General features: G+C 67.6%; 14 protein-coding genes and 1 other RNA gene. 4 read left to right on the top strand and 11 right to left on the bottom strand.

Features of this window, described 5'->3' with window-relative positions:
• The first annotated feature begins 151 nt into the window (after nt 1–151).
• Entirely contained in the window at nt 152–1300 is a 1149-nt protein-coding gene (locus tag LC041_RS10680; RefSeq protein ID WP_264189174.1) for an AI-2E family transporter, read from the top strand.
• A 1-nt stretch (nt 1301) separates the two neighbouring features.
• Here the strand turns inward: LC041_RS10680 and LC041_RS10675 are convergent, their stop codons facing one another.
• The 4 genes from LC041_RS10675 to LC041_RS10660 are packed head-to-tail and all read right to left on the bottom strand — an operon-like array spanning nt 1302 to nt 6820.
• On the bottom strand, nt 1302–2222 hold the full coding sequence (locus LC041_RS10675) for a diacylglycerol/lipid kinase family protein (protein ID WP_226533074.1): 921 nt from the start codon (nt 2220–2222) through the stop codon (nt 1302–1304).
• A 50-nt stretch (nt 2223–2272) separates the two neighbouring features.
• A complete protein-coding gene (locus LC041_RS10670) occupies nt 2273–5248 on the bottom strand; it encodes a bifunctional [glutamine synthetase] adenylyltransferase/[glutamine synthetase]-adenylyl-L-tyrosine phosphorylase (protein ID WP_226533073.1) in 2976 nt (991 codons plus the stop codon).
• A gap of 7 nt (nt 5249–5255) precedes the next feature.
• The gene (glnA, locus tag LC041_RS10665; protein WP_226533072.1) at nt 5256–6593 is read right to left on the bottom strand and encodes a type I glutamate--ammonia ligase; all 1338 of its coding nucleotides are present in this window, start codon (nt 6591–6593) and stop codon (nt 5256–5258) included.
• A gap of 2 nt (nt 6594–6595) precedes the next feature.
• Entirely contained in the window at nt 6596–6820 is a 225-nt protein-coding gene (locus LC041_RS10660; protein ID WP_226533071.1) for an SPOR domain-containing protein, read from the bottom strand.
• Nucleotides 6821–6888: 68 nt separating this feature from the next.
• Here LC041_RS10660 and ppgK point away from each other — a divergent pair, with 68 nt between their 5' ends.
• Nucleotides 6889–7635 (top strand): polyphosphate--glucose phosphotransferase, encoded by a 747-nt coding sequence (ppgK, locus tag LC041_RS10655; protein ID WP_226533070.1) that lies wholly within the window; start codon nt 6889–6891, stop codon nt 7633–7635.
• A gap of 25 nt (nt 7636–7660) precedes the next feature.
• On the opposite strand, the gene LC041_RS10650 is transcribed toward ppgK, so the two are convergent.
• The 5 genes from LC041_RS10650 to LC041_RS10630 all read right to left on the bottom strand — a co-directional run bounded on the left by LC041_RS10650 (nt 7661) and on the right by LC041_RS10630 (nt 11805).
• On the bottom strand, nt 7661–8338 hold the full coding sequence (locus LC041_RS10650; RefSeq protein ID WP_226533069.1) for a YoaK family protein: 678 nt from the start codon (nt 8336–8338) through the stop codon (nt 7661–7663).
• 153 nt (nt 8339–8491) lie between these two features.
• Nucleotides 8492–8848, bottom strand: an RNA gene (gene rnpB, locus LC041_RS10645) — RNase P RNA component class A.
• A 40-nt stretch (nt 8849–8888) separates the two neighbouring features.
• Nucleotides 8889–10589 (bottom strand): bifunctional 3'-5' exonuclease/DNA polymerase, encoded by a 1701-nt coding sequence (locus LC041_RS10640; protein ID WP_226533068.1) that lies wholly within the window; start codon nt 10587–10589, stop codon nt 8889–8891.
• A 22-nt stretch (nt 10590–10611) separates the two neighbouring features.
• Nucleotides 10612–11346: a zinc ribbon domain-containing protein gene (locus LC041_RS10635; RefSeq protein WP_226533067.1), complete on the bottom strand. Its 735-nt coding sequence runs from the start codon at nt 11344–11346 to the stop codon at nt 10612–10614.
• Nucleotides 11347–11382: 36 nt separating this feature from the next.
• A complete protein-coding gene (locus tag LC041_RS10630; protein ID WP_226533066.1) occupies nt 11383–11805 on the bottom strand; it encodes a YchJ family protein in 423 nt (140 codons plus the stop codon).
• Between the two features lie 42 nt (nt 11806–11847).
• On the opposite strand from LC041_RS10630, the gene LC041_RS10625 reads away from it, so the two are divergent.
• Nucleotides 11848–12696: an aldo/keto reductase gene (locus tag LC041_RS10625; RefSeq protein ID WP_226533065.1), complete on the top strand. Its 849-nt coding sequence runs from the start codon at nt 11848–11850 to the stop codon at nt 12694–12696.
• 12 nt (nt 12697–12708) lie between these two features.
• On the opposite strand, the gene LC041_RS10620 is transcribed toward LC041_RS10625, so the two are convergent.
• Entirely contained in the window at nt 12709–13545 is an 837-nt protein-coding gene (locus LC041_RS10620; protein ID WP_226533064.1) for a helix-turn-helix transcriptional regulator, read from the bottom strand.
• Between the two features lie 100 nt (nt 13546–13645).
• Between LC041_RS10620 and LC041_RS10615 the strand changes: the two genes are divergently transcribed.
• Nucleotides 13646–14410, top strand: a complete 765-nt coding sequence (locus LC041_RS10615) for an SDR family oxidoreductase (RefSeq protein ID WP_226533063.1) — start codon at nt 13646–13648, stop codon at nt 14408–14410.
• Nucleotides 14411–14447: 37 nt separating this feature from the next.
• On the opposite strand, the gene LC041_RS10610 is transcribed toward LC041_RS10615, so the two are convergent.
• Complete coding sequence (locus tag LC041_RS10610; RefSeq protein WP_226533062.1) at nt 14448–15401, bottom strand: L-lactate dehydrogenase; 954 nt, start codon at nt 15399–15401, stop codon at nt 14448–14450.
• Between the last annotated feature and the right edge of the window lie 25 nt (nt 15402–15426).

Raw genomic sequence — 15426 nt, 5'->3', positions numbered from 1 at the left:
TTCATAACCGCACCCAGAGGGCCCCACCGCCGCGTCTGCGACGGTGGGGCCCTCCGTCACTCTGACACCCGCTGATCTCCCGCCGTGGCGCGCTTGACCGCGTGGCATCCGGGTGATCAACTTGTGAGTCTGAGCATCGACCGGGGGAACCATGCGCCGTAGAAGAGTGACCGTGAAGAGCGACCTGCGCACCCCTCCGGACGACACCGCGGCACAGCGGTCGAACGCGGTCGCCGCGTACGCGCGGACGAACCCCTTCATGTTCGGGTTGCTGGGCGCCCTCGGTGTGCTGGTGGCCCTGGCGATCGGCGGTGTCGTCGGTCAGCTCGCCACGGTGTTCGTGTACATCGGTGTGGCGATCTTCCTCGCGCTCGGACTCGACCCCATCGTCGCCTTCATCGAGAAGAAGCTCCCCCGCCCGGCAGCCGTCGCCGTCGTCGTCGCCGCGGTCCTGCTGGCGTTCGCCGGCATCATCCTCGCCATCATCCCGCTCCTGGTCGAGCAGATCAGCAATCTGATCAAAGACGGACCGCAGATGGTCGAGGACTTCATGGCCAGCGCCTGGTACAAGGACATCAGCGGCCAGTTCGGGTCCACCATCACGGACGCCGTCCAGGGCGTCCTCGACTTCGTTCAGGACCCGGACAACTTCCTCGACATCGGCGGTGGTGTCTTCGCCGTCGGAGCGGGGATCGCAGGCGGACTGACGGGGGTCACGATCGTCCTGATCCTGACCCTGTACTTCATGGCTTCGCTGCGGAGCATGAAGCACGTGGCGGCCCGTTTCGTACCCGCCTACCAGCGGGACACCTTCAGCGGACTCCTCGAAGACGTCTCCGGCGCCGTCGGTCGCTACGTGATCGGCCAGGTGAGCCTCGCGCTCGTCAACGGAATCCTGAGTCTCATCTTCCTCAGCATCATCGGCGCCCCGGTGCCGGCGCTGCTCGCGCTCATCGCGTTCATCGGGTCGCTGATCCCGCTGGTCGGAACGCTGACCGCGTCGATCATCAACTCGCTGATCTGCCTCTTCGTCTCACCGCTGACGGCGCTGATCGCGATCATCTACTACCTCATCTATATGCAGATCGAGGCATACGTTCTCTCGCCTCGCATCATGAGCAGAGCCGTTGCCGTGCCGGGGGCGCTCGTGGTGATCGCGGCGGTGGCCGGTGGAACGCTGGGCGGCATCCTCGGAGCGCTCGTCGCGATCCCGGTCGCCGCGAGCATCATCATCATCGTGCAGAAGGTGACGTTCCCTGCACAGGACCAGAAGATCGTCCCCCCGGAGACCGCTCGCTGACCTACCGGACGAGGAGGGCGCCGGGCTCCACACGCACCTCGAAGGCGGAGACTTCCCCCATCTCCTCGCCGTCGATCTCGAACATGAGCGGCGTCGCCAGCTCGACGTCGATGCGCTCGACGGGAAGATGCCGTGTGGAGTCCGTGCTGACGGCCTCGTCGCTGGCCCCGAACAGACGCCGGATACCGTTGTCCCAGACGAAGGAACGCAGCGTGTCCAGCCATTGCAGCGCGCCGTCCGCGCTGACCATGAGCACATCGAGCTTGCCGTCGTCGAGCACGGCGTCGGGCAGCAGTCTGATCCCGCCCTGCACCATCCCGCAGTTGCCGATCAGCATGGTGTGGCCGCGCACGGCGACAGCCTTCTCTCCGTCGATGGCGAGAGTGATCTCCGTCATCTCGGTACCGGCGAGGGCACGTCCCATCGCTTCGACGTAGGCGAGCCATCCAGCCTTCGACTTGAGGTCGTCGTCGGTCTCGACCAGCATCTGCGCATCGATACCGAATCCGACCATCACCGCGAAGGCATGCTCGGCTCCGTCATACGAGACCCACCCCAGATCGATGCGACGCGCCTCGGCGTCACGGACTCTTTCCAGCGCTGCGGTCACATCGTTCAGCGGAACATCGAGGTTGCGAGCGAGAAGATTGCCGGTCCCCTGCGGAACGATTCCGAGCATGGTCTCCGAACCTGCCAGCGATTCGGCGACAGCGCGCACGGTGCCGTCTCCGCCGACCGCGATGACGATGTGCCGGTCATCCTCGCGCGCTTCCCGAGCCATGCCTCGACCTGGGTCATCCGGAGTGGTCTCCCACCAACGGACATCGTATGAATCGTCGAAGACTCCGGCGACCGCGTCACGCAGATCGTCCTGCTCGACCTTCGAAGGATTCCAGACGATACCGATGCGTGCGCGAGTCATATCGTCAGCTTGGGACACGCGCCCCCATACTGCAAACTCGCGCGGCGGATTCAACCGTAGAACAAGTCCTCGAACGTCTTCCGCGCACGTCGCGTGACGCCCAGATAGTCCTCTTCGAGCTCGGTGGCCGCACGGTCGGGATAGCCGAGAAGACGACCGATCGCATCCAGCTGCCGCCGGTCCACCGGAAGCAGATCGCTCGTCTTCCCCGTCAGCAGCGTGATCGCCGACCGGAGTCTGCTCGACAGGCGCCACGCCTCGTGCAGCCGCTCGGCATCATCCTGCGCCACAAGCCCCGCATCGACGGCGGCGTCGAGCGCGCCGAGGGTCGAGGTCGTGCGCAGCCCCGGAATCGCGTGAGCGTGCTGAAGCTGGAGCATCTGCACGAGCCACTCGACGTCGCTGAGCGTACCCGGGCCGAGCTTCAGATGCCGCCTGGGGTCCGCCCCCTGCGGCAGTCGTTCCCCTTCGACCCTGGCCTTGATGCGTTTGATCTCGCGCGTGCTCTGGAGATCGACCGACTCGGGGTAGCGGATCGTGTCCGCCAGCGCGGTGAACTTCTCGATCAGCTTCACGCTTCCCGCGACGCCTCGCGCCCGGAGCAGCGCCTGCGCCTCCCACGACAACGACCAGCGACGGTAGTACTCGGCGTATGCCTCGATGGATCGAACGACGGGACCGTTGCGCCCCTCCGGACGCAGATCGGCATCGAGGTCGAGTGGGAGCCGGTGGTCGGTGACGTGCTCGCGGAGTCCTGTGACGATCTGCGTGGCGAGCTTCTGCGCGCGCTGGGGATCGACGCCGTTCGCGTCGTAGACGTAGAGGATGTCGGCATCCGAGCCGAAACCGAGTTCTGCGCCTCCGAAGCGTCCCATCGCGATGACGGCGAAGTCCAGATCATCGTCCTCCGCGGGGACCACCTCGCGGAGGACGGCACGGAGGGCGGCTTGGATGGTCGCTTCGGTGATGTCCGTCAGCGCCGTCGCCACCTCCTCGATCGTGAGGACTCCGAGAACCGCTCCCATCGCGGTGCGGAGAAGCTCCCGGCGGCGGAGGGCACGCACGGCACGCAGGGCATCGCCGATGGTCTCGTGACGCGTCTGGATCGCCCGCGCCTCCTCGTCGAGGGCCGCGGCTCCACGGGGCCGCAGACGTCCGGAGCTGTCGAGCCAGGCGACCGACTCGGGGATCCATTCCAACAGCTCACCGATGTAGCGAGACGAGGAGAGCAAGCGCGTCAGGCTCTCGGCAGCACCCGAGGAGTCACGCAGCATCCGGAGGAACCATGGCGTGTCACCGAGGCGCTCGCTGATCCGCCGGAACGCGAGGAGGGCGTAGTCGGGGTCGCTGCCGTCGGCGAACCAGCGCACCATGATGGGCATCAGATGCCTCTGGATGGTGGCCTTGCGGCTGAGCCCGCTCGTGAGTGCCCCGATGTGGCGCAACGCTCCCGCCGGATCTCGGAACCCGATCGCAGCCAGGCGGTCGTGAGCCTGCGCGGCCGAGAGCGTGCGCTCTTCCTCCGGGAGTCCGGCGACCGCGCTGAGCAACGGCCGGTAGAACAGTCGCGTGTGGATCTCTCGCACCTCACGCCGCACGCTCTCCCACCGAGCCCAGACGGCCCCGCCGCTGTCCGCCAATCCGGTGCCGCGAGCGAGCACCCGAAGCCCCGCGGGAGTCCGCGGCATCAAGTGCGTGCGGCTGAGCTCACGCAGCTGGAGACGATGCTCCATGAGTCGCAACAACCGGTAGTCGTCGGCGAAGGTGGCAGCGTCTGCGCGTCCGATGTAGCCCCCGTCGACCAGTGCGCCGAGGCTCTCGAGCGTGCCCCGGGTGCGCAAGGTCTCGTCGGTGAGGCCGTGGACGAGCTGCAACAGCTGCACCGTGAACTCGATGTCACGGAGTCCACCGGCGCCGAGCTTCAGCTGATACGGCGCGTCTTCGGGGTCGATGTGCTCCATCACCCGCTCGCGCATGCGTTGGACGCTCTCGACGAAGTCCTGCCGCGCCGCGCTCGACCAGATCTTCGGTTGCACGGCGGCGATGTACTCCGCGCCGAGCTCCGCGTCCCCTGCGAGGGGGCGCGCCTTGAGCAGAGCCTGGAACTCCCAGCTCTTGGCCCAACGGTCGTAATACGCCAAATGGGAGGCGACGGAACGAACCAGGGCTCCTTGCTTGCCCTCGGGGCGGAGCGCGGCGTCCACTTCCCACAGCGGCGGCTCGACCTCGATGCCGCTCAGGTTGCGCATGGTCTCGCGCGCGAGTCGAGTGGCGATGTCCATCGCCTTCGCCTCGTTCACGATGTCTTCGTCGTCGGTGCCGCCGACGAAGATCACGTCCACGTCACTGACGTAGTTCAGTTCCCTGGCACCCGCTTTGCCCATGCCGATGACGGCGAGGCGCGTAGCGGCGACCTCGTCCTTGTTCAGCGACTCCTGCAGACGCGTCCTCGCGACGGCGAGCGACGCTTCGAGTGCGGCACCGGCGAGATCGGCGAGTGCAGCCGAGACGTCGGCGACGATCGTCGCCGGCGACGGATGCGTGAGATCGTAGGCCGCAACGGCCGCGAGGCTGCGGCGGTACGCGACCCTGAGCGCGACGACCGCGTCGTCGTCCCCCGTCCGCGCGAATCCCTCTCGCGCGCCGACGGACGCGAGCAAGCTCTCGCGCAGCTCTGGTGACGTGGGCAGACCGCGGATCGGCCCGTCGAGAACCGAGAGCTGCTCGGGGTGACGGAGGAAGAAGTCGGCGAGCCCTTCCGACGCGCCGAACACGCGCCACACCTGGCGCCGGGTCACCTCGTCATCGAGCAGTGCCCGCAGGGGTGCTGCATCCCGACGCGCCACTCGAAGCAACCCGCGCACCGCGGCATCGGGGTCTGCGGCATCATCTGCCTCGAGCAGTACCCCGTGAGGTCGGTCGAGGATCTCCGCGAGTTCCGCGAGGGAAGCCGCGGCCTCGCTCAATTCTGCGAAGCCGAGCCTGGCCAGCGCAGAGAGCGAGACGGAGTCGTCCGGGCGGACCATGCGCGACTCAGAGCAGCTCGAGGTTGTTCTTCAGCTCCAGCGGGGTGACCTGCCCGCGGTAGGCCTCCCACTCCTTGCGCTTGTTGAGCAGCACATAGTTGAAGACCTGCTCGCCGAGCGTCTCGGCGACGAGCTCCGACTCCTCCATGTACTCGAGAGCATGATCGAGGCTCGCCGGCAGAGCCGAATAGCCCAGCGCACGTCGCTCGGCATCGCTGAGCGCCCACACGTTGTCCTCTGCCTCGGGCGGGAGCTCGTAGCCCTCTTCGATGCCCTTCAGCCCGGCCGCGAGCATGAGCGCGTAGGCGAGGTACGGGTTCGCTGCGGAATCGAGCGCACGGTACTCGACTCGTGACGACTGCCCCTTGTTCGGCTTGTACATGGGCACGCGCACGAGTGCGGAGCGGTTGTTGTGTCCCCAGGTGATGAAGCTCGGAGCCTCGTCGCCGCCCCATAGCCGCTTGTACGAGTTGACGAACTGGTTCGTGACCGCGGAGATCTCGTTGGCGTGCTTCAGCAGGCCTGCGATGAAATGGCGCCCGGTCTTGGAGAGCTGGTACTTGGCCCCCTCTTCGTAGAAAGCGTTCTGGTCGCCTTCGAAGAGGGACATGTGCGTGTGCATGCCGCTACCCGGCTGCCCGCTGAGCGGCTTCGGCATGAACGTCGCGTAGACGCCCTGCTCGATCGCCACCTCCTTGATCACGGTGCGGAAGGTCATCACGTTGTCGGCCGTCGTCAGCGCATCGGCGTACCGCAGGTCGATCTCGTTCTGCCCGGGACCGCCCTCGTGGTGGCTGAACTCGACGGAGATGCCCAGGTCTTCCAGCATGCGCACCGAGCGACGTCGGAAATCATGCGCGGTGCCACCGGGGACGTTGTCGAAGTAGCCGGCCGAGTCGACGGGGACGGGCCCGTCCGGGCCGAACGACGACGACTTGAGGAGGTAGAACTCGATCTCGGGGTGCGTGTAGAAGGTGAAGCCCGCATCCGCGGCCTTCGCGAGCGTGCGCTTGAGCACGTGCCGCGGGTCGGCGACGGCCGGCTGGCCGTCGGGCGTGGTCAGATCACAGAACATGCGTGCCGTCGGATCGATCTCGCCTCGCCAGGGCAGCGTCTGGAACGTGGTCGGATCAGGCTGCGCGAGCAGGTCGGACTCCTGCGTACGGGTCAGCCCTTCGATGGCGGAGCCGTCGAACCCGATTCCTTCTGCGAACGCGCCTTCGACCTCGGCCGGAGCGATCGCCACCGACTTGAGCGTGCCGATGACGTCCGTGAACCACAGCCGCACGAACTTGACGCCGCGCTCTTCGATCGTCCGCAGGACGAAGTCCCTCTGCTTGTCCATGGCTACTCCGCGCCCTGGCCCTTTGCGCCGCCCTTGACGTCCCAGCCCTGTTCGACGGCCTCTTCCTCCGCCCACGCGCGGGAACGCTCCCGAAGCACCTCGGGGGCGCGGCGGGCTTCCGCCTCCGTGTCGAACGGACCGATCCGATCGATGGAGGGCGAGATCATGCCGAACTCGACCTCGCCGGTCTGCGAGTTGTACCAGTACTTGTGGTCACCGTCAGTCATGTCTGCCCCTTCTGCACGTGATGTCATCGATCCTACTGGCGTGCACCGCGGTCGCTAAGCTATCGCCCATGGCAAAAGCGATCGGCGTCGACATCGGCGGCACGGGTATCAAAGCGGGAATCGTCGACCTCGAGCACGGTGTCATGGCATCGGATCGGGTGCGGGTCCCCACTCCTGCCGGCGCATCGCCGCAAGATGTGCTGGTGGCGGTGCAGACGGTTCTCAAGACCCTCGACGTGCATGAGTCCACGCTTCCGCTCGGCGTGGCGTTTCCGGCGATCGTCAAGCGGGGCAAGACGCTCTCCGCCGCGAACGTATCGAAGGAATGGATCGACTTCGACGCGGAGCGGTTCTTCCGCGACGGCCTCGGCCGCAACATCGTGTTCGTGAACGATGCGGACGCGGCCGGCGTCGCCGAAGCGCGCCATGGTGCGGCCAGGGATGTGCGCGGCTTCACCTTGCTCACGACGCTCGGCACCGGCATCGGCTCCGCCTTTCTCTACGACGGCATCCTGCTGCCGAACACCGAGCTCGGGCACCTCAACTTCCGCCAGTACGAGTCGGTGGAGACCTACGCCGCGACCTCGGCACGCGAGCGCGAAGGCCTCAGCTGGGCCGAGTGGGCGGAGCGCCTCCAGGCGTTCTACTCGCACGTCGAGTTCCTGTTCAGCCCCGACCTGTTCGTGGTCGGTGGCGGCGTGTCGAAGAACGCCGGGGACTTCCTCCCCTTGCTCGACCTGAAGACGCCCATCGTCCCGGCGATCCATCGGAACAACTCGGGCATCATCGGTGCGGCGTCTCTCGCCGGCGACTGATCCCCTCCCGTCCCGACGCCGAAGATCAAGCCCTCCGTCCACCCGTCTCCGCGTCCGGCCGTTCCCGTCGAACGCGGGGCTTCATCGCCAGACCCGCACCTGCGGCGGCGAGTGCGATGGCGGCGAGGAGCAGTGCGGGCCCGCTTCCGAGCCGATGCGCCGCGGCACCGACCACCGCGCCGCCTGCGAGCGATCCCCACAGCAGGAGAGGGCGGCGCCAGGCGGATGCGGAACGCCCCGTGAGCAGCTCCGCGACCGCGAGCCCCAGACTCACCAACGTGCCGGTCGCATACGTGATGGCGACGCGCGCGCGTCCGTCTGACAGGTACAGGGTGTTCAGCGCCCCCATGGCGAAAGCCAGCATCCAGAACCGGACCGCGCTCGTCGGGACGACCGCAGCGAAGACTGCGCTCAGAGCGACGACGGATGCGGAGGCCGCCACCGCCCAGGCGCGCCGTCGGCCGTTCCCGCCGATCATCGCGCCGACGGCGACGCCCAGAACGAAAGCGACGACCAGCGTCAAAGGCAGAAGCGACGCCCCCAGTCCCTGCTCGAGGATGTCCACACCGGCCTGGGTCGAGTTGCCGCTCATGAAGGAGACGAAGAAGCCCCCTGTGTCGATGAACCCGATCGCATCGACGTAGCCCGCGACGCCGCTGAGCACCACGGACAAGGCCAGACCCCGTCGTGTCACATCTCTCATGGAGTAGACCTCATGGGCGTGTCTTTCCGGGCTGCATACTCCGAGCCTAGGCGGTGCGGTTCGCCGCGCGCCGGCGCTCCCTCCCCGGAAGACAACGCTCCGGGACGCCGCCGGGGGCCGGGCGGAAGGAGACCTGATCAGATCTCGTTCATGCGAATGGGCCGACCTGTACGCCGGGTTCTGTTCCGGGGTTCTTCGCCCCTTCGACGGTCATCTCTCTCGGCGACACGTTGCCGTGGCACTCTAGCGGTCTACCCGAGGACTCGGCGAGCCGCGTCAACATCCTCTGTCTGACCTTGCTCCGGACGAGGTTTACCTGGCGGGCCTTGTCACCATGGCCCCCGGTGGTCTCTTACACCACCCTTTCACCCTTACCCCTCGCGGGGCGGTCTACTCTCTGTGGCACTTTCTCGCGGATTGCTCCGGGTGGGCGTTACCCACCGTCCTGCCCTGTGGAGCCCGGACGTTCCTCGGTGCGGTTTCCCGCAACGCGACCGTCCAGTCGACCCATTCGCGTAGCCAGTCTACTTTCTCCCCGTGAGCGCTCTCGCTACTTCTCCGCGGACTCGGCCACGCGCAGATCGAGGGGCACGTCGATCGGGAACGAGCCGAAGAGTCTGGTCGTCGCGACGGCTGCGGCCTCCCGGACGGCCTCGGCCGCCGAATCCGCGTGTTCCTGCGGGACGTGCAGGATGACTTCGTCGTGGAGGAAGAAGGCGAGGTGCGGCACGCGAGCGAATGGACCGGAGGCTGTGGCCGCGGTGGACACCTCCGGGATCTGCCGCAGGCGATGACGAATCTCGGCGAGCCAGATGAGTGACCATTCCGCGGCGGTACCCTGCACCACGAAGTTGCGCGTGAACCGCCCCCAATCGCGTGCTCTTCGGCGGGCGAGCGAAACGACCGTCGGATCGGCATCCGCCCCCGTCGCCTCCGACTGCAGATGCATCCACTCCGACGACGGACGTGGCGACGATCGACCGAGCCAGGTGGACACGATCCCGCCGTCCTCTCCCGTGCGTGCCGCAGCGTCGACCAGCGCCATTGCGCGCGGATAGACCTTGCGCAAGCGCGGCACCAACCGTCCGCTGTCTCCCGTCGTCGCGCCGTACATCGCGCCCAGGACCGCATACTTCGCCTCTTCACGAGTCGCGACCGCACCGGAGGCGACGACACCCGCGTACAGGTCGCTCCCCCGCGCCGCGAGCGCCATCTCCTCGTCGGAGGCCATCGCTGCGAGCATGCGGGGCTCCAGCTGCGCCACATCAGCCACCACCAGGGCCCATCCGGGATCCGCACGCACCGCTGGACGAAGGTTACGCGGCAGCTGCAGCGCCCCTCCGCCCGCCGATGCCCAGCGTCCGGTGACGACGCCGCCGGGGATGTAGACCGGACGGAACCGCCCGTCATGCACCCACTCTGCGAGCCAGGACCAGCCATTGGCGCTCAGCAGCCGCGACAGCTTCTTGTACGCGAGCAGCGGCGCGACGACCGGGTGGTCCTGCTCGGCGAGCTCCCACCGGCTGGTGGACTCGACCTGCACCCCCACGCGGTGCAGCGCACGGAGCAGCTTCTGCTGACTGTCGAGGTGAAGCGATGCGTCTCCCAGGAGGTCGCGCACGCGGTCGCCGAGCTCGACCATCCGACTCGGCACACCTCCGGCGACCGGACGGGTGCCGAGCGTGTCGGTCAGGATCGCATCGTGCACGCTCTCGTCCCAGGGCAATCCCGCAACCCGCATCTCCTCAGCGATGAGCCCTCCCGCCGACTCCGCGGCGCACAGCAACGTCAGTCGTCCATCCGGGGCAGACGCGATCACCCGGCGCTGCGCACGGTATTGATCGAGCGTCGTCGAGATCGCATCGTCACCTCGGCCCTCCTCGAACACATCGAACAGCGAAGGCGTCGCCGTGGCCGACTCGCGACGCTCCCACTCGGGGGATGCGGGCAGCGGCGTCGCCACCGAGGCGGTGTCGCGCAAGATCGCGTGGCAGAGCACCAGGTCGTGACTGCGCGCGACGCGCACCCCTCCAGCGAGAAGAAGGGCATACATCTCCGCGGCGGACCGCATGACCCATCGCGGCGCATCGGAAGCCTCGACGGAGCGCGCCCAGTCCACGAGGTCGTCCGCACGCAACGGCGTGCGGCGTTGCTCTTCGTCGTCAGCATCGAGTTCGATCGCGACGTAGTCGCGCGGCCCGACCGAGATCAGCGCGATACGCCGTTCCACACCCGATGCCGGCGCCGTCACGAGCCGAGCGTACGGGCGCCGCTCATGCGAGCCCGGACTCCTCGGTGCGAACCAGGATGCACCCGCACTCGGGGCACGACACCACGAGGTCATCCGCCGCACGACGGATGTCATTCAGGTCGGTGCTGGGGAGCAGGATGCGGCAGCCTTCGCAAGTTCCGCGGGTGAGCAACGCCGCGCCCGCACTGTTGGCCGCGCGGCGCGTGTACTCGGCCAGCAGCTGCGGCGGCACCCCCTCGGCCACCGCCGCACGGTCGCGAGCGAGCTGACTTCCCAGATCGGTCGCCGCCGCGACATCGGCCTTCGCCTCGGCGGTGAGCGTCGTGCCCTCCGCGGTGGTCGTCGCCAGCAGCGCCTGCTGCGCGGCAACACCGGCCTCGGCCTCTTCGAGCCGGCCCATCACGTCGAGCTGTGCGTCTTCGAGATCGCTCTGCCGCTTGGCGAGACTCGCCAATTCATGCTCGAGAGCCTGCGCGTCCTTCGGATTCGTCGCCGTCGCGAGACGCTCCGCGTCGCGGTTCCGACGTGCCGCGACGACCGCGACATCGGACTCGATCCGCGCCAGCTCGGTACGCACGTCGTCACGAGTGCCGGTCAGTGCGGTCAGCTCGCGGAGCTGCTCCTGACGGATCGCGACGAGTTCGGTGATCCGGCCCGCCTGACTCGGCTTCGTTCGCGCACGCTCCGCCTGTGCGATGCGCCGGTCCAGGTCGGCGATGTCGAGCAGGGTGCGCTGGTTCTCGGGGCTGGCGTTCACGCTCTCAAATGTAGTCGCAACGGCGACGTCCGCCCATCAGCTGACATCTCCGTCGACGTAGAGCCACTGTCGCTCCTCGCGCACGAAGCGGCTGCGCTCGCGCAGTGAGCCTCGCTCCGCGCCCTGACACCAGAACGCCTCGAACTCCACGACACCCTCCCGATCGAAGGGACCGCCCGCCGAGCGGTCGAGCACGATCAAGCGCCGCCAGCGAAGGTCCGGGTCCGACTCGACCGCCCTCGGCCTCGTCGTCGGGTGCCAGGTCCGCAGCAGATACTCCTCATCCGCGAGACAGAACGCCGTGTAGCGCGAGCGCATGAGACGCTCCGCGGTCGGAGCGGGTGCCCCGCCGAGCAGAGGGGCGCAGCAGTGACCGAAGACCTCACCGGAGGAGCACGGGCATCGCGAAGAGTCCGTTACCGAGACGCCATCCGCCGCCGTGTCAGCGTCCTTTGTCATCCCTCCAGCGTACGCTCGGGGAAAACGCCCAGAAGGAGAATCGTGACCACTCGACCTGTCGTCCCCTCGTTCACTGCGCACAATGGCTTCGTCCTCCCGGCCATCGGCCTCGGCACCTATCGACTCAACGGCGATCGCGGAGCGGATGCCGTCGCCGGGGGCATCGCTGCGGGATACCGACTCGTCGACACGGCCTTCAACTACGAGAACGAAGGCTCGGTCGGACGAGGAGTCGCCGCCGCGGACGTGGACCGCTCGGAGATCATCGTCACGACGAAGCTCCCCGGCCGTCATCACCCATCGGACAAGGCTCGCGACAGCATCGAGGAGAGCCGCTCGCGGCTGGGACTCGACATCACGGACCTGCACCTCATCCACTGGCCGAACCCCAGCCAGGACGAGTACGTGCAGGCGTGGACCGCCCTCGTCGACGCACAGTCCCGCGGCGTCGTGCGGCAGATCGGCGTCTCGAATTTCCTGCCGGAGCACCTGGAGCGGATCGAAAGCGAGACCGGCGTCCGTCCGGTCGTGAACCAGATCGAAGTGCATCCCTACTTCCCGCAGGAGGAACAGCTCGCGTACCACCGTGAGAAGGGCATCCTCACGGAAGCCTGGAGCCCGCTGGGCCGCGCGAAGGCACTGCTCGACGAGGCAGTGATTCTCGAGGTCGCCGCGGCGCACGGGATCTCTCCGGCGCAGACGGTGCTCGCCTGGCACGTGGCGCGAGGGACGGTGTCGATTCCGAAAGCGTCGTCCCTGGAGCACCAGGTCGCGAACCTCGCGGCCGCAGACATCGTGCTCGAGGATGACGAGGTCACAGCCATCACGGGGCTCGGGCGTCCGGACGGACGACTGTTCGCGGCCGATCCTCGCACGCACGAGGAGTCCTGACGCCCGATCGGCTCAGACGCGCTGCGTTCCCAGCACGCGGAGGAACTCGAGCTTGCTCGCCGATTCACTTCCGGGAGCAGCGGTGAGCACGATGAGCGCCTGCGACTCGTCCTCGCTGAAGAGCGCCTGGCAGTCGACCTCGATCTCCCCCAGCTCGGGGTGCACCATCACCTTGTGCTGCTCGAAGCGCCGACCGACCACGTGCGCTTCCCACAGCTCGACGAACTCCGGGCTCCGGGCTGACAGAGCCGTGACGATCTCCCCCGCCCGCGACTGCGAGCCCGTCACACCGTACGCGGCGCGCAAGGTGCCGACGAGGGCACGGGACTGTCGTGCATGATCGGCCTCGCGATAGCGGCGCCTCTCGACCTCGGGATACGCGAACCACCGGTAGATGCCGCTCCGATCGAGTCCGGTCAGCGCGCTCGCATCACCCACGAGCGCAAGGGAGGCATCGTTCTGGACGAGCACCTCGTCGAGGGGCGAGACGACGAACGCGGGAGTGTCGTGGAGACGGTCGAGCACGCGGAGGATGCCGGGGCGCACGTACTCCGAGATGCTGGCGCGGTCCGGGGCGCTGTGGCCGCAGACACGGAACAGATAGTCGCGCTCATCCTCCGTCAGGCGCAGGGCCCGCGCCAGGGAAGAGAGGATCTGCACGCTCGGCTGCGGTCCCCGCCGCTGTTCCAGACGCGTGTAGTAGTCCGTCGACATCGTCGCCAGCTGCGCGACCTCTTCTCGGCGCAAACCCGCGGTTCGACGACGAGGTCCGGCCGGAAGTCCGACGTCGGCGGGTCCCAGCGCCTCACGTCGGCGGAGCAGGAATTCGGCCAGTGCATCACGATCCACCACTGAAGTATCCCCCTGCATCCGCGCACATTCCAGGGACCGTCGATCCCTGGATGACCGCTCTCTGGAGGGACGACGCCGAGACACCGAAGCTGATCGCATGAACATCAGCGGAAACACCATCTTCATTCCGGGCGCGACGAGCGGCATCGGCCTCGCCCTCGCTCTGCGTCTGCACGCCCGCGGCAACACCGTGATCGTGGGAGGGCGCCGCGAGGACCGCCTCACAGCCATCGCCGGCGAGCACCCCGGCATCCACACGGTGCGTATCGACACGACCGACGCCGACAGCATCCACGAGGCCTCCCGAGCCGTCCTCGCCGAGCACCCCACCCTGAACGTGCTGATCACCATGGCCGGTGTCATGCGGGCGGAGGACTGGACCACGCCCGCAGGCTTCCTCTCCACGGCCGAAGAGACCGTCGACACGAACATCCTCGGGCCGATCCGGCTGATCGCCGCCTTCGTCGAGCATCTGCGTGCACAGCCGGAGGCGACGATCATGACGGTCTCGTCCGGGCTCGCTTTCGCGCCCCTGCGTGTGACACCGACCTACAACGCCAGCAAGGCGGCGATCCACATGCTCAGCGAATCCCTGCGCCTGCAGTTCGCGGGGAGCACGGTGTCGGTGCTCGAGCTGGAGCCGCCGGCTGTTCGTACTCCTCTCATGCCCGGACACGAGGACAACGAGTCGGCCATGCCGCTCGACGAGTTCATCGACGAGGTCATGACGCTGATCGAGACGCAGCCCGGCGCCACTGAGATCCAGGTGGAGCGGGTCAAGTTCCTCCGGTACGGGGAGGCCCGTGGCGACTACGACCGGGTCGTCAGCACGCTGAACGCCACCGACCCGCACGGGCGTTGATCAGAGGCGGGGTGTCGGTCCTGCACCGCCGCCCCGCTCACGGACGCAACGACGCCGCTGCCGCCGTCAGCGCGTCCGCGGACTGCCGCAGAAGCGCCAGCTCGTTGTCGGAGAACGATGTCTTGCGGATCGGCACCGCGCCGGTCGCACTCACGATCGAGGGCACCGACAGGGCGACTCCGTCGAGACCGTGGAAGTCTCGCAGCACCGTGCTCACGGGCATCACCGCGTGCTCGTCGTGGAGGATGGCCTCGACGATTCGCGCACTCGAAAGCCCGATGGCGTAGTTGGTCGCCCCCTTGCCGAGGATGACCTTGTACGCGGCATCACGCACGTCCACCGCGATCTCCTGCAACTCCTCGAGCGTGAACCGGGGGTGTCCCGGTGTCTCCCAGTCGAGGATCGGCACGGTGCCGATGGTCGCGCGCGACCACAACGGGAACTCCGTGTCACCGTGCTCGCCGACGATGTGAGCATGGACGCTGGCGGTGGACACGCCCGCGCGCTCGGCCAGCTTCCAGCGCAGCCGTGAGGTGTCGAGCACCGTCCCGGAGGCGAAGATCCGCTCGGGTGGGAGTCCGGTCTCCTGTTGAGCGATCACGGTGAGCACGTCGCACGGGTTCGTGACGATCACGTACACCGCGTTCGGTGCGACCTCGAGCAGCTCGGGCATCATGCGGCGGATGATGCCCGCGTTGACCTCTGCGAGTTCGATGCGGGTCTGGCCCGGCTTCTGCTTGGCCCCTGCCGTGATCACGACGACGTGTGATCCGGCGGCCACCGAGATGTCGCTACCGCCGATGATGTCGCTCGAACCTGTGAACTGCGTTCCGTGCGCGAGGTCGAGGACCTCCGCGTCGACTTTCTCGGTGGCGATGTCATAGAGCGCGACGTGCCGCGCCGATCCGCGGATCAGTGCGGCATAGGCGACGCTGGAGCCCACACTGCCCGCGCCGACGACAGTGAGCTTCGAGTTCTCGATGATCTCCATGCGCTCAGTCTCGCAGTGCGGTGCC

Source organism: Microbacterium paraoxydans, from assembly GCF_020524545.1.
GTDB lineage: Bacteria > Actinomycetota > Actinomycetes > Actinomycetales > Microbacteriaceae > Microbacterium > Microbacterium paraoxydans_C.
This window is presented reverse-complemented; position numbering and strand designations above follow the sequence as displayed.